The sequence below is a fragment of the Streptomyces sp. NPDC018019 genome, from assembly GCF_044327805.1.
Taxonomy (GTDB): Bacteria; Actinomycetota; Actinomycetes; order Streptomycetales; family Streptomycetaceae; genus Streptomyces.
On record NZ_JBIRGD010000012.1, the window covers coordinates 155,987 to 181,420 of the forward strand.

The window sequence follows — 25,434 nt, forward strand, 5'->3', positions numbered from 1 at the left end:
CGCCGCCGCGGCCTGCCGGAGCACCCCCGGCACCATGAGACACTGGTCTAGACAACCTCAACGACTTGAAGGGCAACACCATGGCTGAGCGCCGCGTCAATGTCGGTTGGGCCGAGGGCCTGCACGCCCGCCCCGCCTCGATCTTCGTTCGTGCTGCCACCGCCTCCGGGGTTCCGGTGACGATCGCCAAGGCCGACGGCAACCCGGTCAACGCGGCCTCCATGCTGGCCGTGCTGGGCCTGGGCGCCCAGGGTGGCGAGGAGATCGTGCTGGCCTCGGACGCCGAGGGCGCCGACGCCGCGCTCGACCGTCTCGCGAAGCTGGTCGCCGAGGGCCTTGAGGAGCTCCCGGAGACCGTCTGAACCGCTTCGCGGATCACTGTGCACGCGGCCCCGCCGCGGCGGCCGGAATCTCCCGGCGCCGGGCGGGGCCGCTTGTCGTCCGCCGTCCCGTACGCCCTGATACGGAGTGCTTCCCGTACTCCCTGATACGGGGCGCTTCCCGTGCGCCTTGATACGGGGCGGCGGCCGCCCCGCTCCACCTTTACCGCGCGCGCCGCGCAGACGAAATCGGGCAGGCCGGGCCGAGGAATTCCGTACGCCGATTTCCCGGGGCCGCAATTCCGGCGCCACTCCCCCGCCCGCACCTTTTCGGAGAATCCGCGTACCGCTTGTATACGGCGGCTCTGTTAATTCCGGTCGCGCGCCGTGTTTACGGGCTGTTTCGGAGTGCTCACGGCCGGGTCCGGAGCGCCGGCGCGCAGGCTGTACGCCCCGCGCGACCGCTCGACGTGCGCCGCCATCAGGGCGCGCGCCCGCTCCGCGTCACCGCGGCTCACCGCGTCCAGCACCGCCCCGTGCTCCTCCCAGGACCGCTCGTCGCGGGCCGGGGCCTCGACCGCGTACATCCAGTCGATCTTGCGCCGGAGCTGGGTGAGGAGCGCCGCCAGACTGGCACTGCCGGACGCCTGGGCGAGCGTCTCGTGGAACCAGCCGTCCAGTTGGCGCAGCTCGGCCCGCCGCCCCTGCCGGGCGCGCTCCCGGCCCAGCCGGACGATGCCGCGCAGCACCTTCAGGTGCGCGGCGGTGCGGCGGGCGGCGGCGCGGGCGGCGCCCAGCGGCTCCAGCAGGCCGCGGATGTCCAGGAGGTCGGCCGCCTCCCGCTCGGTGGGCGCGGCCACGCAGGCGCCCGCGTGGTGCCGGATGGTGACGAAACCCTCGGACTGGAGCGTGCGCAGCGCCTCGCGCACGGGGACGCGGGAGACCCCGTACCGGCCGGCCAGCAGTTCCTCGATCAGCCGGCTGCCCGGCGGGAGGACGCCGGACACGATGTCGTCGCGGATCGCCGTGCACACCGCATGCGCGGAAATGTGGCCTCGCATCTGCCGTGCCTCCGCCGTAATCCCCGGGAAACGTCCGCAATTGCCGCCGGGCGGCGGCATTCGACGTGACTCTATTCGACAGGAACGGGATTTCCGACGGCTCTGGCGCATTCATGGATATTTTTTGGCCAGCACTGCCGGGCGCATACGCATACGCCGGTGCCCCGGCCGCGGGGGCCGGGGCACCGGGTGGGGACGGGGATGCGCGTCAGACGTTGACGCCGTGCGAGCGCAGGTAGGCGACCGGGTCGATGTCGGAGCCGTACTCGGCGGAGGTGCGGGCCTCGAAGTGCAGGTGCGGCCCGGTGGTGTTGCCGGTGTTGCCCGACAGGGCGATCTGCTGGCCCGGGGTGACGGTCTGGCCCACCGAGACGCTGATGGACGACAGGTGGCCGTACTGGGTGTAGGTGCCGTCGTTCATCTTGATGACGACGTTGTTCCCGTACGCGCCGCCCCAGCCGGCCTCGACGACGGTGCCCGAGCCCACGGCGTGCACGGTGGTCCCGGAGGCCGCGTGGAAGTCGACGCCGGTGTGGCTGCCGGAGGACCACAGGCCGCTGGACGCCTTGTAGCTCGTGGAGACGTAGGAGCCGTCGACGGGGGCGACGTACGTCATGAGGCGCTTGCGCTCGGCCTCCCGGGCGGCGCGCTCCTCGGCCTCCCGCTTCTTCTTCGCCTCCGCGTCGGCCTTGCGCTTGGCCTCCTCGGCCTGCTGACGCGCCTCGGCCTCGGCCCTGGCCTGCGCGGCGGCGGCATCGGCGGCCTCCTGCTGCGCGTCGGCCTGCGCCTCGACCTGCTCGGCCAGCTCGTCGCCGAGGACGACGGCCTGGTGGAGGCCGGTGTCGTGGGTGCTCGCGTCGTCCGTGTTGCCGGCCGCCAGCGCCGGGGAGGCGACGGAGGCGATGACGCCGGACGCGGCGAGCGTGGCTATGCCGGCGAGGTTGCGGGTCGTCCGCGCGCTGCGGCTCGGACCACGGTGCTTCCCGGTGCCACGGGTGAACGCCATGGGGTGGCTGTGTCCTTTCCTTCCCTCTCGCCTACCGGGTTAGCTGACGGGTTCGGAGCAGGAAGGTCTCCTACGGGCCCCTCCGGGAAGGCGCCCGATTCACCCCAGGGGACGTGGGTCCCCGGCTCCCCTGGCTCGCGCCGTACGGGGACTCGGCGATGACTGTCCGTGCCGCGGTTGCGGCGGTGATCCCGCGGACAGCCGGATCGACGCTAAACGGGGCCACTTTCGATCGGCAAACAGAACCCCGGTTTTGTGCCGTACGCCACACAGGCATCAGGCAACCATCCCCATCAATTGGGACATAAAGAAGATCCAGCGGCACTGGCGCACCACTGGATCCTCTTCGTGACGTCCCATCACCCCGGCGGGTCATGGTCCGTCCGCCGCGGACGGCCCGGCCCGCCCGGTGACGGGCCGTCGGCCGCCGGGGCCGTACCCGTGACGTGCCGTCAGCCCTTGACCACCGTCACCTCGCCGATGCCGAGCGCCTTGACGGGCTCCTCGATCTCGGCGGCGTCGCCCACCAGGACGGTCACCAGCCGGTCCACCGGGAAGGCGCTGACGGCCGCCGCGGTGGCCTCGACCGTGCCGGTCTGCGCGAGCCGCACGTACAGCTGCGCCTGGTAGTCGTCCGGGAGCTGCTGCTCGACCTGGTCGGCGAGGGTGCCCGCGACGGCCGCCGCGGTCTCGTACTTCAGGGGCGCGACGCCGACCAGGTTCTGCACGGCCACGTCCCGCTCGGCGTCCGTCAGGCCCTCCGCGGCGAGGGTGCGCAGCACCTGCCACAGGTCGGCCAGGGCCGGGCCGGTGGAGGCGGTGTCCACCGAGCCGCTGATGGCGAGCATCGCGGCGCCGTCGCCGTCGGCCGAGGAGCGCAGCACCTGCCCGAAGGCGCGCACCCCGTAGGTGTAGCCCTTCTCCTCGCGCAGCACCCGGTCCAGGCGGGAGGTGAGGGTGCCGCCCAGGCAGTACGTGCCGAGCACCTGGGCGGGCCAGGCGCGGTCGTGCCGGTCCGGGCCGATGCGGCCGATGAGCAGCTGGGTCTGTACGGCGCCGGGGCGGTCGACGATCACCACCCGGCCGGTGTCGTCGGCGGTGATCGGGCTGGCCTTCACCGGTTCGGCGGGCGACCCCGTCCAGGCGCCGAGGGTCTCCGCGAGGGCCGTGTCCAGATCGACGCCGGTGAAGTCGCCGACGATGACGGCGGTGGCCGTGGCGGGGCGCACATGGGCCTCGTAGAAGGCGCGGACGGCCGCCGCGTCGATCCGCGAGACGGTCTCCTCGGTGCCCTGGCGCGGCCGGGACATCCGGGAGTCGGCCGGGAACAGCTCCTTGGACAGGGCCATCGCGGCGCGGCGCGCCGGGTTGGCGAGCTCGTGCGGGATCTCGTCGAGGCGGTTGCGCACCAGGCGCTCGACCTCGCCGTCCGGGAAGGCCGGGGCGCGCAGGGCGTCGGCGAGCAGCCCGAGCGCCTTGTCCAGGCGGGAGGCCGGGACCTCCAGGGAGACGCGGACGCCGGGGTGGTCGGCGTGCGCGTCCAGGGTGGCGCCGCAGCGCTCCAGCTCGGCGGCGAACTGCTCGGCGTCGTGCTTGTCGGTGCCCTCGGACAGGGCACGCGCCATGATGGTCGCGACGCCGTCCAGGCCCGCGGGCTCGGTCTCCAGGGGCGCGACGATGTCGATCTCGACGGCCACGACCTGCTGGCCGGGCCGGTGGCTGCGCAGGACCGTCAGGCCGTTGGGCAGCCGCCCGCGCTCGGGGGCGGGGAAAGCCCACGGCTTGGGCTCGCCGCCGGCCGGCTGCGGGTGGAAGGTCATCGTGGTGCTGACGGCGTCGCTCACTGGGCCGCCTCCTCGTCGTTGTCCTCGGCGGCGGTCGGCTCGGTCGGCTCGTACACGAGCACCGCGCGGTTGTCGGGGCGCAGCCGGGCCTGGGCGACCTCCTGCACCTCCTGCGGGGTGATGTCCAGGACGCGCTGCACGGCGGTCAGGGCGAGCTGCGGGTCGCCGAACAGCACGGCGAAGCGGCACAGTTCGTCGGCGCGGCCGCTGGCGGTCGCGAGCCGGTCCAGCCACTCGCGCTCCAACTGGGCCTGCGCGCGCTCCATCTCCTCGGGGGTGGGCCCCTCGGCCGCGAAGCGGGCCAGCTCCTCGTCGACGGCGCTCTCGATCTCCGGCACCTCGACGCCGCCGGAGGTCTTCACGTCCAGCCAGCCCAGCGAGGGCGCGCCGGCCAGCCGCAGCAGGCCGAAGCCCGCGGCCACGGCCGTACGGTCGCGGCGCACCAGCCGGTTGTACAGGCGCGAGGACTCGCCGCCGCCGAGCACCGTCAGCGCCAGGTCGGCGGCGTCGGCCTCGCGGGTGCCGTCCTGCGGGAGGCGGTAGGCGGCCATCAGGGCGCGGGAGGGCACGTCCTCCTCGACGACCTCGCGCAGCTCCTTGCCGATGATGTCCGGGAGGGAGCCGTCGCGCGGCGGCTGCTTGCCCCCGTGGCCGGGGATGGAGCCGAAGTACTTCTCCACCCAGGCGAGGGTCTGCTCGGGGTCGATGTCGCCGACGACCGCCAGCACCGCGTTGTTGGGCGCGTAGTACGTACGGAAGAAGGCCCGCGCGTCCTCCAGGGAGGCGGCGTCCAGATCGGCCATCGAGCCGATGGGGGTGTGGTGATACGGGTGGCCCTCGGGGTACGCCATGGCCGTCAGCTTCTCGAAGGCCGTGCCGTACGGGACGTTGTCGTAGCGCTGGCGGCGCTCGTTCTTGACGACGTCGCGCTGGTTCTCCAGGGACTCCTCGTCCAGCGCCGTGAGCAGGGAGCCCATGCGGTCGGCCTCCAGCCACAGCGCGAGCTCCAGCTGGTGGGCGGGCATGGTCTCGAAGTAATTGGTCCGCTCGAAGCTGGTCGTGCCGTTCAGGGAGCCGCCGGCGCCCTGTACCAGTTCGAAGTGGCCGTTGCCCGTGACCTGGGCGGATCCCTGGAACATGAGGTGCTCGAAGAGGTGGGCCAGACCGGTACGGCCCTTGACCTCGTGGCGCGAGCCGACGTCGTACCAGAGGCAGACCGCGGCGACCGGGGTCAGGTGATCTTCGGAGAGCACCACGCGCAGGCCGTTGGCCAGCCGGTGCTCGGTCGCTGTCAGGCCGCCGGAGCCGGCTTGTTCTGTGGCCGTGTGACCCATGGGCATGTACGTCCCTTCGATCCGCTTGCGAGGAAGTTCTGTCACTGTATGCAAGCGCGCCGGGCTATGGCGAAGTTCCCGTCCGGGCTGCCTCGTACGAGCGGTCTTCGCCGTCCGCCCGTCCGGCGGCCCGGGGAGGGTCGCGGTCGGCGTTGTCAGTGGGGCGGGCCACAATGGTCCGCGAAAGACCCGAACGTGATCCAGCATCGGCAAGCAGCAGGACGCAAGCGAAGGAGCCGCAGCCGCGATGGCCCGCCGTAGCACGAAGACCCCGCCGCCGGACGACTTCGAGGAGAGGATCCTCGACATCGACGTCGTCGACGAGATGCAGGGCTCCTTCCTTGAGTACGCGTACTCGGTCATCTACTCCCGCGCCCTCCCGGACGCCCGCGACGGCCTCAAGCCCGTGCACCGCCGCATCCTCTACCAGATGAACGAGATGGGGCTGCGCCCCGAGCGCGGGTACGTCAAGTGCGCCCGCGTGGTCGGCGAGGTCATGGGTAAGCTCCACCCGCACGGCGACGCGTCCATCTACGACGCCCTGGTGCGGATGGCGCAGTCCTTCTCCATGCGGGTCCCCCTGGTGGACGGCCACGGCAACTTCGGCTCGCTCGGCAACGACGACCCGCCCGCGGCCATGCGGTACACCGAGTGCCGGATGGCCTCGGCCACGTCCCTGATGACGGAGTCGATCGACGAGGACACGGTCGACTTCACCCCGAACTACGACGGCCAGGAGCAGGAGCCGGTCGCCCTGCCCGCCGCCTACCCGAACCTGCTCGTCAACGGCGCGTCCGGGATCGCGGTCGGCATGGCGACGAACATGCCGCCGCACAACCTCGGCGAGGTGATCGCCGCCGCCCGCCACCTGATCAAGCACCCGAACGCGGACCTCGAAACGCTGATGCGTTTCGTGCCGGGCCCCGACCTGCCGACCGGCGGCCGGATCGTGGGCCTGGGCGGCATCCGGGACGCGTACGAGACCGGCCGCGGCACCTTCAAGATCCGCGCCACCGTCTCGATCGAGAACGTGACCGCCCGCCGCAAGGGCCTGGTCGTCACCGAACTCCCGTTCGCCGTCGGTCCCGAGAAGGTCATCTCCAAGATCAAGGACCTGGTGGGCGCGAAGAAGCTCCAGGGCATCGCGGACGTGAAGGACCTCACCGACCGCGAGCACGGCCTGCGCCTGGTCATCGAGATCAAGAACGGCTTCAACCCGGAGGCCGTCCTGGAGCAGCTGTACAAGCTCACGGCCATGGAGGAGTCCTTCGGGATCAACAACGTCGCGCTGGTCGACGGCCAGCCGCTGACGCTGGGTCTCAAGGAGCTGCTGGAGGTCTACGTCGACCACCGCTTCGACGTGGTGCGCCGGCGCAGCGAGTTCCGGCGCCGCAAGAAGCAGGACCGCCTCCACCTGGTCGAGGGCCTGCTGACGGCCCTGGTCGACATCGACGAGGTCATCCGTCTGATCCGCTCCAGCGAGAACAGCGCGCAGGCCAAGGAGCGGCTGATGGACCGCTTCGCGCTCAGCGACATCCAGACGCAGTACATCCTCGACACCCCGCTGCGCCGGCTGACCAAGTTCGACCGCATCGAGCTGGAGTCCGAGCGCGACACCCTCAAGGCCGAGATCGAGAAGCTGACCGCGATCCTGGAATCGGACGCCGAGCTGCGCAAGCTCGTCTCCAACGAGCTGGCCGCGGTGGCCAAGAAGTACGGCACCGACCGGCGTACGGTCCTGCTGGAGTCGGCGGGCGCCCCGGTGTCCGCGGTGCCGCTGGAGGTCGCCGACGACCCGTGCCGGGTGCTGCTGTCCTCGACCGGTCTGCTGGCCCGTACGGCCAACGGAGAGGTGAGCTTCGACGCGGAGGCCAAGCGCGTCAAGCACGACGTGATCGTCTCGGCGGTGCCGGCCACCACGCGCGGCGAGGTGGGCGCGGTGACGTCCGCCGGCCGGCTGCTGCGGCTCCAGGTGGTCGATCTGCCGCAGCTCCCGGACACGGCCGCGGCGCCGAACCTGTCCGGCGGCGCGCCGGTGGCGGAGTTCCTCTCCCTCCAGGAGGACGAGGAGCTGATCTGCCTGATGACGCTCGACGAGTCCTCCCCGGGGCTGGCGCTCGGCACCCGGCAGGGCATCGTCAAGCGGGTGGTGCCGGACTATCCGTCGAACAAGGAAGAGCTGGAGGTCATCACCCTCAAGGAGGGCGACCGCATCGTGGGCGCGGCGGAGCTGCGTACGGGTGAGGAGGACCTGGTCTTCATCACCGACGAGGCACAGCTGCTGCGCTACCCGGCGGGGCAGGTGCGCCCGCAGGGCCGGCCGGCCGGCGGCATGACCGGCATCAAGCTGGGCCCGGACGCGAAGGTCATCTTCTTCTCCGCGGTCGACCCGGCCACCGACGCCATGGTCTTCACCGCCTCCGGCTCGCACGGCACGCTCGACGACTCGGTCTCGACGGCCAAGCTCACGCCCTTCGACCAGTACCCGCGCAAGGGCCGGGCAACCGGCGGTGTGCGCTGCCAGCGGTTCCTGAAGGGCGAGGACTGCCTGACCCTGGCCTGGGCCGGTGCCGCGCCGGTACGAGCCGCGGACGCCAAGGGCTCGCCGGTGCCCCTGCCGGACCCGGACCCGCGGCGCGACGGCTCGGGCGTACCGCTGCAGAAGCCGGTCACGGCGCTGGCGGGGCCGGTGTAACGGGCACGCCGACATGGGCAGGCCCCCGGGCGGCTGCGGCCGGACCGGGGGCTTGGGCCGGGGGCTGGGCGGTGGGGGCGCTGGGCCTTTGGGGCTGGGCGGTGGGGGCGCTGGGCCTTGGGGGCTGGGCCGGCGGGCGCTGGCTCGTTCGGTCTAGGGCTCGGTGGGGTCCTCGGGTTCGCCGGGGGCGAAGGGAGTGGGTTCGCCGGGTTCTGCCGGAGCGAAGTCCCCGGGCTCGCCGGGAGCGAAAGCCGCGGGTTCGCCGGGCTCCCCCGGAGCGAAGTCCCCGGGCTCACCGGCCTCCCCGGGCTCGCCCATGGACGGTACGTACCGCAGCACGCCCCACATGCTGTCCGGCTCGGCGCGCTCCGGCCCCGTCTCCCGGCAGTCCGCCAGTTCCTTGCGCAGCGCCGCCGCGTCGACCCCGCTGCCGATCATGACGAGCTGGGTGCGCCGCTCCTCGTCCGGCTGCCACGGCGACGGGTAGAACCGCAGGAAGTCGCCGACCGCGTGCACGGCGAACTTCTGCCGGTTCTCCGGGACGTCGAAGTGGACGAAGCCCTTGATCCGGTAGAGCCCGGCGGGCCGGCTGTCCAGGAACGCCATCAGCCGGCGCGGATTCATCGGCTCGTCCGAGACGAACTCCACGCTTTCGTAGGCCGCGTGGAGATGACCGCCGTGCCCGTGGCCGTGGCACCCCGGTCCGTCGCACACGTGCTCCCCCGACGCCTCCCCGCCCGCCGCGGCCTCCGCGTCCGCCTCCGCCCGGACCAGGTCCTCGAAGGACAGCTGGCGGACCGCCTCGTCCGCCTCGTCCCGCGGCTTGCGGTCGAAGAACAGCTCCGGGTCGATCCGCCCGTACGCCGCCGGGACGACCGGCGTTCCCGGGCTCAGCTCGGCGAGGGTGGCCAGGAGGGCGCGCTGCTCCGCCGCTCCGATCCGGTCGGCCTTGTTCAGGACCACGAGATCGGCGACGGCCACGTGCCGGTCGATCTCCGGATGCCGGGCCCGGGTGGCCGCGAACTCGGCGGCGTCGACGACCTCGGTGAGCCCGCCGTAGACGATCCGGTCGTTCTCGCTGGCCAGGATCATGCGGATGAGTTCCTGGGGCTCGGCCAGCCCGCTGGCCTCGATGACGATGACGTCGATGCGGGCCGCCGGGCGGACCAGGCGCTCCAGGTACTCGTCCAGTTCGCTGGTGTCCACCGCGCAGCACAGGCAGCCGTTGCCCAGCGAGACCATCGAGTCGACCTGCCCGGCCAGCGTCATGGCGTCGATCTCGATGCTGCCGAAGTCGTTGACCACCGCTCCGACGCGGCTGCCGCCGCTGCGGCTCAGCAGGTGGTTGAGCAGGGTGGTCTTGCCGGAACCGAGGAATCCGGCGAGCACGATGACCGGGATCTGTCGCGGGGCCTGCGGGGCCAAGGGGGCGCCTCCATCGTCGTACGTCGGTGCGGCGGCGCGCCGTCGGTCCGGCACACCGTCAGGTCAGCGCGGCGGGCACCGGCTGCGGCGGGGGCGGACCCACATAGCGGGCCGCCGGACGGATGATCTTGGAGTCGTCCGCCTGCTCCAGGATATTGGCGCTCCACCCGATCACCCGCGCCGCGCAGAACGTGGGGGTGAACATCTCCCGCGGCAGACCGCACAGCTCCATCACCACGCCCGCGTAGAACTCCACGTTGGTGTGCAGCTCACGGCCGGGCTTCAGTTCGGCGAGCAGCGCCTCGACCCGCTCCTCCACCTGCACCGCGAAGTCCACGAGCGGCCCGCCGAAGCCCCGCGCGATGTCCCGCAGCATCCGCGAGCGCGGGTCCTCGGTGCGGTAGACCGGATGCCCGAAGCCCATGATCCGCTCGCCCGACCGGACCCGTTCCCGGATCCAGGCGTCGATGCGGTCCGGGCTGCCGATGGCGTCGAGGGCGTCCAGGGCCCTGCTGGGCGCGCCGCCGTGCAGCGGCCCGGAGAGCGCGCCGACCGCACCGGTCAGGCAGGCCGCGAGGTCGGCCCCGGTGGAGGCGATCACACGGGCGGTGAAGGTGGACGCGTTGAAGCCGTGGTCGACAGTGGAGATCAGATAGCGCTCGATGGCACTGGCGCGTGCGGGGTCCGGCTCCTCACCGGTGAGCATGTAGAGGTAGTTGGCGGCGTACGGAAGGTCGTCCCGCGGCTCGACCGGCGCGAGGCCCCGGCCGAGGCGGTGGAGTGCGGTGAGGATCGTGGGCACCGCGGCGCTCGCGGTGAGCGCGTCGGCGCCGCGCTGCCGGGGGTCGATGTCGTACAGGGGCCGGAAGCCCGCGGCGGCGCCGAGCAGGGAGAGCGCGGTGCGCAGACCGGCGAGCGGGCCGCCGCGGGCGCTCGCACGGGCGATGCCGGGCAGCGCGTCCCGTACGGCGTCGGGCAGGCGGCGCAGGGCCGCGGTCTCCGCGGCGAAGGCGGCGCGCTGCGACGCGTCCGGCAGGGAGCCGCGGAGCATCAGGTGCCAGACGTCCTCGAAGGTACGGCTCTGCGCAAGCTCCACGGCGGAGTACTGGCGGTAGTGGTAGAAGCCCTCCTGGCCCCGGACGTCCCCCAGTTCGGTCTCGGTGACGATCACGCCCGCGAGTCCGCGGGGGACGTCGACGGTCGTCTCTGAGTTGGCGATCGACATCGTGGGGGTGCCTTTCTGGTCGGGCTGTCGGGGGTGGCGGTCCGGTGCGGGTGGTGGGTGGGGGTTTCGGGGATGGGTGGAGGCTTCGGGGGTGGCTGGCGGGTCTGCCGCAGGATCCGGTGGTCTCCGGCGGCCTTCAGCGGCCTCCGATGTTGATTCGACTGTCCATGCTGTACTCATTCACTGTCAATATTGATTGAATCAATACATAGCTAGAGCGAATCGATACGGTGGGCCCCATGGCGGATCACGAAACGGACGGCGGAAGCGACGGCGGCGAGCGGCGGCTGAGCACTCGGGAGACGGCCGAACGGCTCGGCGTGAAGCCGGAGACGGTCTACGCGTACGTCAGCCGCGGCCAACTGACCAGCCGACGAGCCCCCGGGGGACGCGGCAGCACCTTCGACGCCGCGGAAGTCGAGGCGCTCGCCCGGCGCAGCGCCCGGCGCGAACCGCCCGCCCAAGGCGGCGACCTGGCGATCCGTACCGGCATCACCCTCATCGACGGGGACCGCTGCTACTTCCGCGGCGTGGACACGTCCGAGCTGGCCGCCCACTACGGCTACGAAGAGGTCGCCGACTGGCTCTGGACAGGCGTGCTGCGCCCAGGCGCCCGCTTCACCTCGCCGGAGGACGCGCTGGCCGCCGCGCGCCGGGCCGTCGGCGCGCTGCCCGCGCACAGCAGCCCGATGGACCGGCTGCGCGTCGCGGTGGTGGCGGCTGCTGCCGCCGATCCGCTGCGCTTCGACCTGTCCGAAGGCGCCGTCCTGGGCACGGCGCGCGCACTGATCCCCGTCCTCGTGGACTCCCTGCCCCTCTCGGGCACCCCGGACGACCACGCCTCAGCGCCGCTCCCCCGCCGCCTGTGGTCGCGCCTCACCCCGGAACCGCCTGACGGACCGTCACTCCGCGCCCTGGACGCCGCCCTCGTCCTCCTCATCGACCACGACCTCGCCGCCTCCACCCTGGCCGCCCGGGTGGCCGCTTCAGCGCGAGCCCATCCGTACGCCGTCGTGTCGGCCGGTTTCGGCGCGCTGGACGGGCCCTTGCACGGCGCCGCCAGCGGCCTCGCGCACCGCATGCTGCTGGAGGTGCTGGAGCGTGGCAGCGCGGCGGCCGTGGTCGCGGACCACCTGCGCGCCGGCCGCCGGGTGCCCGGCCTCGGTCACCGCCTCTACCAGGGGGAGGACCCGCGCGCCCGCACGCTGTTCCGCCTCCTGGAGGACATGCCACAGGCCGAACCGGCGCTCCGCGCGGCCCGCGAAATCGCCGCCACCACCGCCCGCCACACCGCCCTGCACGCCAACGTCGATCTCGCTCTGGCCGTACTGACCGTCTCGTACGGTATGCCCCCCGAAGCCGGCGAGACGGTCTTCGCGGTGGCCCGCACGGCCGGCTGGATCGCCCACGCACTGGAGGAGTACGAGGAGTACCCGCTACGCATCCGCCCGAGCGGGCACTACCAGGGGCCACGGCCACCCCAGGCGGTGCCGTGAGCGGCCACCTCAAGCGGTGCCGTGAATCAGGCTTGAGAGGCGGGCGCGCGGGCCGGAGAGGGGCGGGCGCGGGTCCGGGAGCGGCGAAGGCGGCAGGCCCGGGGAGAGGCGGATGCGGAAGCCCGGGAGAGACGGACGCAGAAGCCCGGGGATCTACCGGCGAGAGAGCAACTCCACGCAACCAGGCCCGGATCGCACCGGCTTCGGCCCTGGATTCCGGTCGCTCCGCGACAGGTTAGGGTTACCTACGTGAGCACGTGCGCAACCGCTTCCCGCGATGCCGCCGAGCCCGTCGCGGGCACTTCGGCAACCGCCCGGACCTGGCTGCTCGTCGAGCAGACCGGCCCGTGGGGCACCGAGGCGCTGACCGAGAGCCACCTCGATCCCCGCACCGGGCGCGCCCTGGAAGCGGCCGCGCACGGAACAGGCGTACGCGTCGCCCTGATCCGCCGACCGGGCCGTCACGCGGACTGCCACGGCTCCACCGCCCGCCGCGTCTTCGTCGCGCACACCGCACCGGGCCGCTCCTGGATACGCACCGCCGCCATCACCGACCCGGACGCGCTGCTGCACCTCGACTTCGCACGCCTGGGAGCCGGTGAGCACGACGGACTCTGGTCCCCCTACACCGGCGATCCCCTGGTCTTCGTCTGCACCAACGGCAAGCGCGACCGCTGCTGCGCCCTCCTCGGCCGTCCGCTGGCCGCCGAACTGGCCGTGAGCGGAACCGAGGCATGGGAGGTCACCCACATCGGCGGCCACCGCTTCTCCCCCACCCTCTTCGTTCTCCCGTACGGCTACTCCTATGGTCGGGCCTCCGCGCCACTGGTCAAGGACGCCGTGGAGGCGGCGCGTTCGGGCCGCATCCTGCTGGACCACTGCCGGGGCCGCTCCGCCTGGGAGCGCCCGGCGCAGGCCGCCGACCTCGCCGTACGGGAACTGATACACGAGGACCGGGCGGACGCGCTCGACGTCGTGCACACCGTAGCCGTACCGCCGCCCGACACCGACGGAGCGGAGACGAGCGCGACACCGAGGGGCCCGAACCGCAAGGACATGGGCCGAGACAGCACGGCGTCCGGCCCCCACAGCGCACCCGCCCCGGCGTGGACCGTCACGGTCGTCCACCGCGACGGCCGATCCTGGCAGGTCATGATCGAGCAACGCGCCGACGGCACCCCCGCTCCGGCCAGCTGCGGATCCCGGCTGGGACGCCCCGCCCGCATGACCGTCCTGTCCGTACACCCCCTCCCCTCCCCTCCCCCCCCCGCTGACCCGCCCTGACCTGCCCCAACCCGGCCCATCCCGTCCCATCCCGTCCTGAGCGCACGGCACCGCACCGCACCGCCGACAGCAGACCGTCACACAGGCCGGCCTCCAGCACTCAGCACTGCCACAGGAACGCAGCCTCGCCACAGGGCCGACAGTGGAACACGTAACCCCGGCCCATTCCACCGAAGTTGGCCGCGGTCGCGGAGTCGTATCCCTCTTCCAGCTCGGCCGTGAAGCTCATACGGGCGGCGCAGGTCGGGCAGTCAGGGGTCTCGTCGTGCTGGAGCCAGTCGGGTTCACCGCCCAGCCGCCCGAGGACCGGCTCGTCGGTGGAAGTGCCGTCAGGGTGGGTACGCAACGCGGTGACCGCTCCGAGCAGCGTTTCCCCCTCGGCCGGGACCGTCGCCGCCGCGAGCCTCCCGGTGAACAGGAAGGCCCGGTTGGCGCCGCCAGCGGCGTCCCAGTCGCCGCACATGCCGGGATCGTTCTGACACAGGAACACCGCGACCGCCCCGCACTCAAGCGGAAGATGAGCCAGGAACTGCATGGCTCCTTCACACTCGCGCCACTCCGGCCAGACGAATCCCTCCGGTACGAGCGGAACTCCACCGGTACGCAGTACGGGTTCCTCGGCCACGGCTTCCCCGCCGTAGATCAACAGCATGACCACAGCCTAGGCACGGCCCTCGCACCCCGGACCACCGGCCATCACCGGGTATGACAGGTCCACCGCCCCGCCCACCCACTGCCCCACCGGGGCCCACCGGCCCACCAGTCCAACCCCCCATCAACCGCCCCCTCCCGAACAGCCCCTCTAGAACACTCCTGGACCACCCTCTCTCAAATTCCCCTTCCGCCCACACCCTCGCCATCACCCTCCGAGACTAACCAGCCACGCACAGCCCCCAAAACCCCTGTGGAAAACCGTCGCGCCACTTATCCACAGGCCTTGCCAAGGCCTCCCATCCGCACTCACCCAGCTCCGGCCAGGCTGGCCGCCTGACCGCTCACCGCCTTCGCCTACTGTTCGTCCGTATGGGCGCAAAGGGCGAGATCAACGCGCAGCCGGGCGCGGACCGGGCCGCCGACGGCGGGGTCCGGGGCGCGCTGTCGCGTCTGCGCCGTCGTCTGGGCTGGCCGCGCCGTGTCTTCGCGCAGGTGCTGCTGATGCAGCTGGCCATCGCCACCGGCGTCACCGCGCTCGCCACCGGTCTCTTCCTCGCTCCGCTCGGCGCGCAGCTCGACGACCAGGCGATGCGCCGCGCCCTGGCCATCGCCCAGACCACCGCCGCCGAGTCCCGCCTCGACGACGCGCTGAAGAGCTCCCGCCCGGGGCGCGCCGGGCCCGTGCAGAACGAGGCGGAGCGGATCCGCCGGGCGACCGGGGCGGAGTACGTGGTGATCATGGACGTACGCGGAGTGCGCTGGTCCCACACCGACCCGGACGAGATCGGGCGGCACGTCTCCACCGACCCCAGCGGCGCCCTGGCGGGCCGCGAGGTCATGGAGATCGACGAGGGCACGCTCGGCCGCTCCGCGCGCGGCAAGGTCCCGCTGCGGGACGAGCAAGGGCGCATCGTCGGCGCCGTCTCGGTCGGCATCGCCTATGAGAACGTGCAGCAACTGCTGCTGGCCACCGTGCCGCAGCTGCTCGCGTACGCGGGCGGGGCGCTCGCCGTCGGCGCGCTGGCCGCCTACCTGGTCGCCCGGCGACTCCAGCGCCGTACCCATGACCTGGCCTTCTCCGACATCTCCGCCCTGCTCGCCGAGCGCGAGGCGATGCTGCACGGCATCCGGGAGGGCTTCGTCGCGCTCGACCGGCACGGCCGCATCCGGCTCCTGAACGACGAGGCGCAGCGTCTGCTCGACCTGCGTACCGAGGACACCGGCCGGCCGCTGGCGGAAGCGCTGCCGCCCGGCCGTACCGCCGAGGTCCTGTCCGGCCGGGTGAGCGGCGCCGACCTGCTCACCGTCAGCGGCCAGCGGGTGCTGGTGGCCAACCGGATGCCGACCGACGACGGCGGCGCCGTGGTGACGCTGCGCGACCGCACCGAGCTGGAACGGCTGGGCCGCGAGCTGGACGGTACCCGCGGCCTCATCGACGCGCTCCGCGCCCAGGACCACGAGCACGCCAACCGCCTCCACACGCTGCTCGGACTCCTGGAACTGGGGCTGCACGAGGAGGCCGTGGAGTTCGTGACCCAGGCCGTGGGTGTGCACCGGGCGACCGCCGAGCAGGTCACCGAGCGGGTGCACGACCCGCTGCTGGCCTCCCTCCTGGTCGGCAAGGTGACGGTGGCCACCGAGCGCGGCGTCTCGCTGGCCATCGCGCCCGACAGTCACCTGCCGGACCGCGTGGTCGACCCGCACGGCCTGGTCACCGTCCTGGGCAATCTGGTCGACAACGCCCTGGACGCCACCGCGGGCCGGCCAGAGGCGCGCGTCGAGGTGGAGATCCGTGCCGAGGGGCGCACCGCCGTGGTCCGGGTCCGCGACAACGGTCCTGGCGTACCCGGGCCCCGGCGTGCGGAGATCTTCACCGAGGGCTGGACGACCAAGGAGCCCCCGGCCCACGGGCAGCGTGGCATCGGTCTCGCGCTCGTCCGCCGCCTCGCCGAGCGGTACGGGGGCACCGCCCAGGTGGGCGACCGCCCGGGAGGCGGCGCGGAGTTCACCGTGACTCTCCCGGACGCGCTGTCCGACGCCCTGTCCAACGTCCCGGAAGCCACCGACGTTCCGAAAACCACCGGGGGCTTGGGAGACGCGGGAGCCACCGGAGCCACCGGAGCCACACAAGACACAGGAGCCGGCCAATGATCGACGTACTGGTCGTGGACGACGACATCCGGGTCGCCGAGATCAACGCCGCGTACGTCGCGAAGGTCCCGGGCTTCCGGGTCGGCCGCCTCGCCCACTCCGCCGCCGAGGCGCTGGCCGCCCTGGAGACGCTCCCCGTCGACCTCGTGCTCCTGGACCACTACCTCCCCGACGAGACCGGCCTCCAGCTCGTATCCCGGTTGCGGCAGCGCGGCATGCAGACCGACGTGATCATGGTGACGGCGGCCCGCGACATCGCGACCGTTCAGGCGGCCATGCGCCAGGGCGCGCTGCAGTACCTGGTCAAGCCGTTCACGTTCGCCGGACTGCGCTCGAAGCTGGAGGCCTACGCGGCGCTCCACCGCGCCTTCGAGGGCGGTGGCCAGGCCGAACAGTCCGAGGTCGACCGGATCTTCGGGGCCCTGGGGTCCGCCGGCGCCGGCCAAGCGGAGCTGCCCAAGGGGCACTCGACGGCGACCGCCGACCGCGTCCGGTCGGTGCTGCGCACGGCCGACGCGCCCCTGTCCGCCCAGGACGTGGCCCGGCAGGCGGGGCTCAGTCGGCAGACCGCACAGCGCTACCTCAAGCTCCTGGAACGTGCCGGGCGCGTCCGGCTCAGCCTCAGATACGGCGAGACCGGCCGCCCCGAACACCGCTACGTCTGGGTCTGACCCGGTCAGGTGGCGGACGAGCCGGGCGGGTGCGCGAGACCGTGGCGGTACGCGTAGTGGATCGCCTGGGCCCGGTTCCGCAGCCCGGCCTTGGCGAAGAGGTTGTTGATATGGGTCTTCACGGTCGCGTTCGAGACGTGCAGCGACCGGGCGATCTCCGGGTTGGACAGGCCCTCGGCGACCAGCCGCAGCACCTCCACCTCGCGCGCGGTCAGGCCGTCCGGGGGCCCGGCCGGCGCCGCCGGGGCGGCGGCCCGCGCGGGCTCGGCGAACCGCTCCAGCAGCCGCCGCTGCACCTTCGGCGACAGCCCCGCCTCGCCCGACAGGACGTCCTCGACGGCCCGTACGATCTCGTCGCCGTCGGCGTCCTTGGTCAGGTAGCCGCGGGCGCCGGCCTGGAGCGCGGGAAAGAGATGGTCGTCGTCGGCGTACGTCGTCAGCACCACGACCTCGGTGCCCGGGTACTCGGTGCGGATGCGCCGGGTGGCCTCGACACCGTCGCAGCGGGGCATCCGGAGGTCCATCAGGACCACGTCCGGGGCCAGTGCGGCGGTGAGCCGTACCGCCTCCTCGCCGTCACCGGCCGAACCGACGACCTCGATACCCGGCAGCAGCCCCAGCAGCATCACGATTCCCTCGCGCACCACGGTCTGATCGTCGGCGACCACGACCCGCGCCGTCATGCCGGCACCCTCAACCGCACCACGAAACCCTCCTCGCCGGGACCGGAGTCCAGCGTTCCGCCGAGGAGTTCGGCGCGCTCCCGCATCCCCAGCAGACCGTACCCGGAACCGGACGAGCCGAGATCGTCGAGGGCACCCTGCCTCCCGCCGTAGGGCTTCCGGCGCGCGCCGGAGTCCCGTACCTCCAGCTCCACTTCGCTCTCCGCGTAGTCGAGGCGTACGGTCACCCGCGCGCCCGGCGCGTGCTTGCGTACGTTCGTAAGCGCTTCCTGCGCCACCCTGCGCAGCGCCAGACCGGCTTCCGGAGGCACCTCGCGCCGCTCGCCCGTCACCACCAGGCGGGCGCCCTCAGCAGCCGTCAGATTGCGCAAGTAGTCCTCCACCGGGGCCATCTCGCCGCGCAGGGCCGACAGTGCCTGCCGCGTGCCGTCCAGCCCCTCCCTGGCCATGCCGCGCGCCGCCACGACCCGCTCAAGGATCTGCTGCCGCTCCGCCTCCAGGTCGTCGCTGCGCTGGATCAGCAACCGCGCCGCTTCCAGGTGCACCAACTGCGCACTCAGACTGTGCGCCAGTACGTCGTGGATCTCGCGCGCGATACGGCCCCGCTCCGCCATCGCGGCCGTCTCGGCCTCGGCCTTGCGGGCGGCCCGTTCCTGGGTCAGCAGCCGCTGGGCGTTGCCGCGCGCCTCCGAGTCCAGGCGCAGCACGTACCCCGCAAGTGCGAGTCCGAGGACGGTCGTCGCGGTGGACAGCCAGTCGTCCGGGCTGCGCACGGTGTACGCCGTCAGGGACACCGCCACGGCCGGCAGCGCCGCCGCCAGCGGCAGCCGCTCCATCGAGACCACGGCGGCGGCGCCCCACACCACGGCGGCCGGTGCCGTCGCGCCCACCAGGTGGAACCAGAGCGCACCGGCCTCCAGTACGGCCAGCAGCCCGAGCGCCGGCCACAGCCGGTGCTGGAGCGTCGTACGGAAGAAGCCCCCCAGGGCCAGGCCGCACAGCGCGACCACGGCCAGGCCCAGGGCGACGCCCGCCCCCCGGAACTGCCGGTTCGCCAGGGCGCTCCACAGAAGGGCGGCCATCACCAGGACGCGGATGCCCCGCCCGATCCACAGCCGCGTCGTGCTGAAGCCTTCCCGGGAGAGTGCCTCCCGCAAGGGCCAGCTCGTCCAGATACTCAGCGGCACAAACGATCCTTCCGGCGCGGGGTTCCGGGGCCCGGCCACCGGTGCGTACGGCCGGGGCGCGGGCACGCGGCCTCAGCCACCGGCAGCAACACGGTACGTCGGCCGCAGCGTCTGGGCCCGCCACGCCATGGTGCCCGTACGGGCCAGCAGCGTGGCGGCCACGGTCAGCATCGTGGCCTGGCTGCCCAGGTGGATACCGACCAGCACCGCGACACCGTAGAGGCCGAACCGCAGCGCCGCGCCGAGCACGAAGGCCACGGCGGTCACCGGACGGCCCGCCGACCAGACCGCGCCGTCCGCGTCGGTCCACACACGCATCGTCCACGCCCAGGCCGCGCCGGTGAGCAGACCGAGGACGACCCCGACGGCCACCAGGACGGCGGACCCGGCGGGGTGCGCGGCATCGAGCAGGCCCGGCTCGCGCACCGCCATGAACGCGAGAACGCCGGGCAGCAGCCACCAGCGCCGGCCGTCCGCATCCAGCCGCTGCGGCTTGAGCTGTCGTACGACCACCAGGGCGATGACCGCGACGATGACGAGAACGTTGAGCGAGCCGCTCATGACCTGGGCCTCCGGGGCACGGGAACAACAACGGTCCCGACGCTACGAAGCGCGCCCCACCGCCCGGATCGGCGTGCGGGTGGGCCCCGGGTGGAAAAAGCGGCAGGCGCCCCTCCACCCGTGGGTGGAGAAGCGCCCGTAACGGCGCGCCGCGCCTCACGCGCCCGCGCGGCTCGCCGTCAGGTGTCGATGCGGGAACGGTCCAGGGTGGCGGCGGAGCTGGTGATGAATTCCCGGCGGGGCGCGACCTCATTGCCCATGAGCAGGTCGAAGACCTTCTCGGCGGCCTCCAGCTCGCCGATGTTGATCCGGCGCAGGGTGCGGTGGCGCGGGTCCATCGTGGTCTCGGCGAGCTGGTCGGCGTCCATCTCACCCAGGCCCTTGTAGCGCTGGATGCTGTCCTTGTAGCGGATCTTCTTGCGCTGCAGCTCCAACAGCGTCTGCCGCAGCTCGTTGTCCGAATAGGTGTAGATGTACTTGTCCTGGCCCTTCTTGGGCTGGATCAGCTCCACCCGGTGCAGCGGCGGCACGGCCGAGAAGACCCGGCCCTGCTCGACCATCGGGCGCATGTAGCGCTGGAACAGCGTGAGCAGCAGGGTCCGGATGTGGGCGCCGTCCACATCGGCGTCCGCCAGGAAGATGACCTTGCCGTAGCGGGCCGCGTCGATGTCGAAGGTCCGGCCCGAGCCGGCTCCTATGACCTGGATGATCGCACCGCACTCGGCGTTCTTGAGCATGTCCGAAACGGACGCCTTCTGAACGTTGAGGATCTTGCCGCGGATCGGCAGCAGCGCCTGGAACTCCGAGTTGCGCGCCAGCTTGGCCGTACCCAGCGCCGAGTCGCCCTCGACGATGAACAGCTCGCTGCGCTCCACGTCGTCACTGCGGCAGTCGGCGAGCTTGGCGGGCAGCGAGGACGACTCCAGGGCCGTCTTGCGGCGCTGGGCCTCCTTGTGCTGCCGGGCCGCGATGCGCGTACGGGCCGCCGCCACGATCTTGTCCAGCACCGCGCGGGCCTGCTGCTTGGCGTCCCGCTTCGTCGAGGTCAGGAACGCCTTCAGCTCCTTGGCGACGACCTGCGCGACGATCCGGGAGGCGGCCGAGGTGCCCAGCACCTCCTTGGTCTGCCCCTCGAACTGCGGCTCCGCCAGCCGCACGGTCACGACCGCGGTCAGGCCCTCCATGGCGTCGTCCTTGACCACGTCGTCCTCGGCCACCCGCAGCAGCTTGGCCGACCGCAGCGCCTCGTTGACGGTCTTGGCCACCGACCGCTCGAATCCGGACACGTGCGTGCCGCCCTTGGGGGTGGCGATGATGTTGACGAACGACCGGACGGTGGTGTCGTAGCCGGTGCCCCAGCGCAGCGCGATGTCCACGCCCAGCTCCCGGGTCACCTCGGTGGGCGTCATGTGGCCGCGCTCGTCCAGCACCGGCACGGTCTCCTTGAACGTGCCCTGGCCGGACAGCCGCAGCACGTCGCACACGGCCTTGTCCTGCGCCAGGTACTCGCAGAACTCGCTGATCCCGCCGTCGTAGCGGAAGGTCTCCTCCGTCGGACCGTCGCTCTCGACGCCGCGCTCGTCCCGTACGACCAGGGTCAGGCCCGGCACCAGGAAGGCCGTCTGGCGCGCGCGGGCGTGCAGCGTCTCCAGGGACAGCTTGGCGTCCTTGAGGAAGATCTGCCGGTCGGCCCAGTAGCGCACACGGGTGCCGGTGCGGGTCTTGGGGATGCGCTTGCCCTTGAGCAGGCCGTTGGCCGGATCGAAGGGGGCGTCGGGGCCGGACTCGGTGAAGATGCCGGGCACACCGCGGCGGAAGCTGATCGAGTGGGTCTTGCTGTTGCGGTCCACCTCGACGTCCAGCCGGGCGGACAGCGCGTTGACCACGGAGGCGCCGACGCCGTGCAGACCGCCGGAGGCCGCGTACGAGCCGCCGCCGAACTTGCCGCCGGCGTGCAGCTTGGTCATCACGACCTCGACGCCGGACAGGCCGGTCTTCGGCTCCACGTCGACCGGGATGCCGCGGCCGTTGTCCCGGACCTCCACCGAGCCGTCGTCGTGGAGGATCACCTCGATACGGTCGCAATAGCCCCCCAGGGCCTCGTCGACGGAGTTGTCGATGATCTCCCAGAGGCAGTGCATCAGACCGCGGCTGTCCGTCGACCCGATGTACATGCCCGGGCGCTTGCGGACGGCCTCCAGCCCCTCCAGGACGAGCAGGTGCCGCGCGGTGTAGTTGGAACCGTCCCGGTCTGCCCCGGTCAGCACTGCGGTGGACGGCACGGACATCTCGGCGGTCACGCGGTTCGCTCCTCGCTGAATTACTGGTGGCCCGCATTCCGCGGACCCGGTCGTGGCGGTGTCGCCGGTCAGAGCGTACCGAGGCCTGGTAGAGCCGAAGTGACGCCACCCGTGACGATGTGCATGGTAGTAGACTTTCGCTCAGATGTTCGATCCCTCGAAGGGGTGAGAGTGCGGTGACGCGCACATCACGTTCCCTTCGAGGCATGAACCATTTAGGCTCCGGGCACGTCCTCCTGAACAACCGGCAAGCCAGCCGGGAGGACAAAAGCCCAGCAACAACGTGAATCAGACCACCACGCAATACGGCTCATTCGCCGCCACCCGGCAACACCCGGCGTCCTTGGAAAAATTTTTTCAGGGAATAGGCACGAGCGGGAACGTTTTCGGCCTGGTTGGATGTTGACCCTGGTACGACAGCTCGTCGAGCTAGAGAAGAGGCGACGTGACTACTGTTCTGACCCCCGCGAGCCCGCTGACGGCCGCTGACCGCTGCGACCGCTGCGGCGCCCAGGCATACCTGCGCGTCGTCCTGATGTCCGGCGGCGAACTGCTCTTCTGCGCCCACCATGGCCGCAAGTTCGAGCCAGAACTCAAGAAGATCGCCGCGGAAATACAGGACGAGACGGAGCGGCTGACCGCCTCTCCCGCGTCTGCTTCCGATGAGGAACGCTGACACATCGCATCCGACGACGAGCGAGTAGCGGCCTAGGGCCGTGCGGCGGGCGGTTTCCCGGCACCACCGGGAAGCCGCCCGCACTCGTCTGTTCCCGCGGCCACCGGCCCCGGCGTTGCGGCAGTGCCCTCAAGCGTCCGCTGTGGCGTGCTGAGGCCCCGCGACCAGCGACCCCGACGTCCGGGTCCAGCCGCCCGCGCCACGGCGCTCAGCCGCCGCCGTGGGCGGTCACATGCTTCATCATCGTGGCGATCCGCGTGTAGACGCCCGGCTTCGCCGCCTTTCCGCAACCGGTCCCCCAGGACACCAGGCCGATCAGCCGCCCCCGCGCCACCAGCGGCCCGCCGCTGTCGCCCTGGCACGCATCCCGGCCGCCCTGTGGCGTTCCCGCGCACAGCATGGAATCGGCCAGGTACTTGCCGTCCGCATTGCCCGGGTACGCCCTGCTGCACGCCGCGTTCGAGTAGACCTGCACCTGCGCCGACCGGAGCGTGGCCGCGTACGTGCCGTTGCCCGTGGTGTCGCCCCAGCCGTACACGTTCGCGCTCGTACCGGCCTTGTACGCGGCGTCGCCGGCCTTGGCCATCGGCAGCGCCCGGCCCTTCGGCATCTGCTTGCCGAGCGTGAGCACGGCGATGTCACCGGCATTGCTGTAGCTGTCGTACGTCGGATTCACCCAGACCCGCCGCGGCACCAGCTCCTGCCCGCCCCGCCCCCGCATGTCCTCGCGGCCCACGATGATCCGCAGGTCCCTGACCTGCTGCCAGTCCACACCCAGCACCGCACGGCTCAGGCAGTGCGCCGCCGTGACCACCGTCGCACGGCCGACCAGCACACCACCGCAGAACTGGCCCGAGCGGTCGGTCCCGAAGCGCGAGCGCGAGCTGAGCGCCGCCATCCACGGGTGGTCGGAGACCTTCACCGGGCGGCCTCCCACCACCGACTCGTCCGCCCGCGCGGTGACCGGCGGGACGGCGAGGACCAGGACGAGCGCCCCGAGGGCGGCCCGGACGTATGCACGCATACACGCTCCTGACTGTGCGGAAGTGTTCGCACACCCAGGGTGAGCCAGTCGGCAGCATCGCGCACCCGGACACACCGCGGGCCCGGCCCACCCTGGGGAGGACCGGGCCCGCGATGCACTCGTACGGCCGTCCGGAGCGACCGCCCGGGAATCAGTCCAGGTAGTCGCGGAGAACCTGCGAACGCGACGGGTGGCGCAGCTTTGACATCGTCTTCGACTCGATCTGGCGGATGCGCTCGCGCGTGACGCCGTAGACCTTGCCGATCTCGTCCAGCGTCTTGGGCTGGCCGTCGGTGAGTCCGAAGCGCATGGAGACCACGCCGGCCTCGCGCTCGCTGAGCGTGTCCAGGACCGAGTGCAGCTGCTCCTGGAGGAGGGTGAAGCTGACCGCGTCGGCCGGCACGACCGCCTCGGAGTCCTCGATCAGGTCACCGAACTCGCTGTCGCCGTCCTCACCCAGCGGAGTGTGCAGCGAGATCGGCTCACGGCCGTACTTCTGGACCTCGATGACCTTCTCGGGGGTCATGTCCAGTTCCTTGGCCAGCTCCTCCGGGGTGGGCTCGCGGCCCAGGTCCTGGAGCATCTGGCGCTGCACGCGGGCCAGCTTGTTGATGACCTCGACCATGTGGACGGGGATACGGATCGTCCGGGCCTGGTCGGCCATGGCGCGGGTGATCGCCTGGCGGATCCACCACGTCGCGTACGTGGAGAACTTGTAACCCTTCGTGTAGTCGAACTTCTCGACCGCACGGATCAGACCGAGGTTGCCCTCCTGGATCAGGTCCAGGAAGAGCATGCCGCGGCCGGTGTAGCGCTTGGCCAGCGAGACCACCAGGCGGAGGTTGGCCTCCAGCAGGTGGTTCTTGGCGCGGCGGCCGTCCTCGGCGATGATCTCCAGCTCGCGCTTGAGCTTCGGCGCCAGCTTGTCGGAGTTGGCCAGCTTGTCCTCGGCGAACAGGCCGGCCTCGATGCGCTTGGCGAGTTCGACCTCCTGCTCGGCGTTGAGCAGCGGGACCTTGCCGATCTGCTTGAGGTAGTCCTTGACCGGGTCGGCGGTGGCACCGGCCGCGGCGACCTGCTGCGCGGGGGCATCGTCCTCGTCGTCGTCGGACAGCACGAATCCGGCGTTCTCGGCACCCTCGGGGACCTCGGCCGCGGCGTCGCCCTTGCCCGCGGGCGCCGCCTCCTCGATCGGCTCGTCCTCAAGGAGGTCGTCGACGTCCTTCTTGGCCGCGGTCTTCTTCGCCACGGTCTTCTTGGCGGCAGCCTTCTTCGCGACCGTCTTCTTGGCGGCGGCCTTCTTGGCGACCGCCTTCTTCTCGGCCCCGCCCTCGGCCTCGCCGTACGACGTGTCGCCCAGCGGGGCGGCGGCCGCGGTGGTGGCCTTCTTCACCGTGGCGGTCTTGGCCGCGACGGTCTTGGTGGCGGTGCGCTTCGCCGGACTCTTCGCTGCGACGCTCTTGCGGGTGCGCTTGGGCGCCTCTGCGGCACTGACCATCAGCGTCACACCCTCCTCGTCGAGGATCTGGTTGAGGCTGCGCAGAACGTTCTTCCACTGGGTTGGCGGAATCTGGTCAGCCTCGAAGGCCCGACGCACGTCATCGCCGGCGATCTGCCCATCAGCCTTTCCCCGCTCGATGAGCGCCATCACTGACTCGGACTCGGCGATCTCCGGCGGGAGCGTACGGGATGTGCTGGCCGACACGAACAACCTCTCGGAACGATGGAAACGGCTTCCGACCCCGTCCACGGCGGACCGGAGCCGACGACCGTCGGCGGGGATGGACCGACGGCGCTGGGGAAGCCGGGGAGTTGAACAGCGCCGAAAGCGCCGCTC

General features: G+C 71.9%; 20 protein-coding genes and 1 riboswitch. Of the genes, 7 read left to right on the plus strand and 13 right to left on the minus strand.

Annotation, left to right across the window (positions count from 1 at the left end):
* Positions 1-80 precede the first annotated feature (80 nt).
* A complete protein-coding gene (locus ACH4FX_RS21190) occupies positions 81-362 on the plus strand; it encodes an HPr family phosphocarrier protein (RefSeq protein WP_003981826.1) in 282 nt (93 codons plus the stop codon).
* Positions 363-688: 326 nt separating this feature from the next.
* On the opposite strand, the gene ACH4FX_RS21195 is transcribed toward ACH4FX_RS21190, so the two are convergent.
* The 4 genes from ACH4FX_RS21195 to ACH4FX_RS21210 form a co-directional block, all read right to left on the minus strand.
* Complete coding sequence (locus tag ACH4FX_RS21195) at positions 689-1,381, minus strand: GntR family transcriptional regulator (protein ID WP_398481098.1); 693 nt, start codon at positions 1,379-1,381, stop codon at positions 689-691.
* A gap of 208 nt (positions 1,382-1,589) precedes the next feature.
* A complete protein-coding gene (locus tag ACH4FX_RS21200; protein ID WP_398481100.1) occupies positions 1,590-2,387 on the minus strand; it encodes a M23 family metallopeptidase in 798 nt (265 codons plus the stop codon).
* 13 nt (positions 2,388-2,400) lie between these two features.
* Positions 2,401-2,555: riboswitch (cyclic di-AMP (ydaO/yuaA leader) on the minus strand.
* A 284-nt stretch (positions 2,556-2,839) separates the two neighbouring features.
* On the minus strand, positions 2,840-4,207 hold the full coding sequence (locus ACH4FX_RS21205; RefSeq protein WP_398481257.1) for a M16 family metallopeptidase: 1,368 nt from the start codon (positions 4,205-4,207) through the stop codon (positions 2,840-2,842).
* Between the two features lie 20 nt (positions 4,208-4,227).
* A complete protein-coding gene (locus tag ACH4FX_RS21210) occupies positions 4,228-5,565 on the minus strand; it encodes a M16 family metallopeptidase (RefSeq protein WP_398481258.1) in 1,338 nt (445 codons plus the stop codon).
* Between the two features lie 247 nt (positions 5,566-5,812).
* Here ACH4FX_RS21210 and ACH4FX_RS21215 point away from each other — a divergent pair, with 247 nt between their 5' ends.
* The gene (locus ACH4FX_RS21215; RefSeq protein ID WP_398481102.1) at positions 5,813-8,260 is read left to right on the plus strand and encodes a DNA topoisomerase (ATP-hydrolyzing) subunit A; all 2,448 of its coding nucleotides are present in this window, start codon (positions 5,813-5,815) and stop codon (positions 8,258-8,260) included.
* A 153-nt stretch (positions 8,261-8,413) separates the two neighbouring features.
* Here ACH4FX_RS21215 and ACH4FX_RS21220 read toward each other — a convergent pair whose 3' ends face one another.
* A complete protein-coding gene (locus ACH4FX_RS21220) occupies positions 8,414-9,685 on the minus strand; it encodes a GTP-binding protein (RefSeq protein WP_398481104.1) in 1,272 nt (423 codons plus the stop codon).
* Positions 9,686-9,743: 58 nt separating this feature from the next.
* Entirely contained in the window at positions 9,744-10,910 is a 1,167-nt protein-coding gene (locus ACH4FX_RS21225; RefSeq protein WP_398481106.1) for a citrate synthase/methylcitrate synthase, read from the minus strand.
* A gap of 239 nt (positions 10,911-11,149) precedes the next feature.
* On the opposite strand from ACH4FX_RS21225, the gene ACH4FX_RS21230 reads away from it, so the two are divergent.
* Together ACH4FX_RS21230 and ACH4FX_RS21235 are read left to right on the plus strand one after the other, a co-directional pair.
* Positions 11,150-12,406, plus strand: coding sequence for a citrate/2-methylcitrate synthase (locus ACH4FX_RS21230; protein WP_398481108.1), 1,257 nt, complete (start codon positions 11,150-11,152; stop codon positions 12,404-12,406).
* Between the two features lie 249 nt (positions 12,407-12,655).
* Entirely contained in the window at positions 12,656-13,690 is a 1,035-nt protein-coding gene (locus ACH4FX_RS21235) for a sucrase ferredoxin (protein ID WP_398481110.1), read from the plus strand.
* A gap of 100 nt (positions 13,691-13,790) precedes the next feature.
* Here ACH4FX_RS21235 and ACH4FX_RS21240 read toward each other — a convergent pair whose 3' ends face one another.
* On the minus strand, positions 13,791-14,342 hold the full coding sequence (locus tag ACH4FX_RS21240; RefSeq protein WP_398481111.1) for a hypothetical protein: 552 nt from the start codon (positions 14,340-14,342) through the stop codon (positions 13,791-13,793).
* Between the two features lie 503 nt (positions 14,343-14,845).
* On the opposite strand from ACH4FX_RS21240, the gene ACH4FX_RS21245 reads away from it, so the two are divergent.
* Both ACH4FX_RS21245 and ACH4FX_RS21250 read left to right on the plus strand, forming a co-directional pair.
* Positions 14,846-16,495 (plus strand): ATP-binding protein, encoded by a 1,650-nt coding sequence (locus tag ACH4FX_RS21245; protein ID WP_398481260.1) that lies wholly within the window; start codon positions 14,846-14,848, stop codon positions 16,493-16,495.
* On the plus strand, positions 16,492-17,166 hold the full coding sequence (locus ACH4FX_RS21250) for a response regulator (protein WP_398481113.1): 675 nt from the start codon (positions 16,492-16,494) through the stop codon (positions 17,164-17,166). Before ACH4FX_RS21245 ends, ACH4FX_RS21250 begins: the two co-directional genes overlap by 4 nt.
* A 5-nt stretch (positions 17,167-17,171) precedes the next feature.
* On the opposite strand, the gene ACH4FX_RS21255 is transcribed toward ACH4FX_RS21250, so the two are convergent.
* The 4 genes from ACH4FX_RS21255 to ACH4FX_RS21270 form a co-directional block, all read right to left on the minus strand.
* On the minus strand, positions 17,172-17,849 hold the full coding sequence (locus ACH4FX_RS21255) for a response regulator (RefSeq protein ID WP_398481115.1): 678 nt from the start codon (positions 17,847-17,849) through the stop codon (positions 17,172-17,174).
* On the minus strand, positions 17,846-19,036 hold the full coding sequence (locus ACH4FX_RS21260) for a sensor histidine kinase (RefSeq protein WP_398481116.1): 1,191 nt from the start codon (positions 19,034-19,036) through the stop codon (positions 17,846-17,848). Before ACH4FX_RS21260 ends, ACH4FX_RS21255 begins: the two co-directional genes overlap by 4 nt.
* A gap of 72 nt (positions 19,037-19,108) precedes the next feature.
* Entirely contained in the window at positions 19,109-19,597 is a 489-nt protein-coding gene (locus ACH4FX_RS21265) for a DUF1453 domain-containing protein (protein ID WP_398481118.1), read from the minus strand.
* Between the two features lie 179 nt (positions 19,598-19,776).
* On the minus strand, positions 19,777-21,897 hold the full coding sequence (locus tag ACH4FX_RS21270; RefSeq protein ID WP_398481120.1) for a type IIA DNA topoisomerase subunit B: 2,121 nt from the start codon (positions 21,895-21,897) through the stop codon (positions 19,777-19,779).
* 445 nt (positions 21,898-22,342) lie between these two features.
* Here ACH4FX_RS21270 and ACH4FX_RS21275 point away from each other — a divergent pair, with 445 nt between their 5' ends.
* Positions 22,343-22,573: a hypothetical protein gene (locus tag ACH4FX_RS21275; protein ID WP_003981845.1), complete on the plus strand. Its 231-nt coding sequence runs from the start codon at positions 22,343-22,345 to the stop codon at positions 22,571-22,573.
* Positions 22,574-22,781: 208 nt separating this feature from the next.
* On the opposite strand, the gene ACH4FX_RS21280 is transcribed toward ACH4FX_RS21275, so the two are convergent.
* On the minus strand, positions 22,782-23,597 hold the full coding sequence (locus ACH4FX_RS21280; protein WP_398481122.1) for a S1 family peptidase: 816 nt from the start codon (positions 23,595-23,597) through the stop codon (positions 22,782-22,784).
* Positions 23,598-23,748: 151 nt separating this feature from the next.
* Positions 23,749-25,308 carry an RNA polymerase sigma factor gene (locus ACH4FX_RS21285; RefSeq protein ID WP_398481124.1) on the minus strand — a complete coding sequence of 520 codons (1,560 nt, stop codon included), beginning with the start codon at positions 25,306-25,308 and terminating at the stop codon, positions 23,749-23,751.
* Positions 25,309-25,434: the final 126 nt, after the last annotated feature.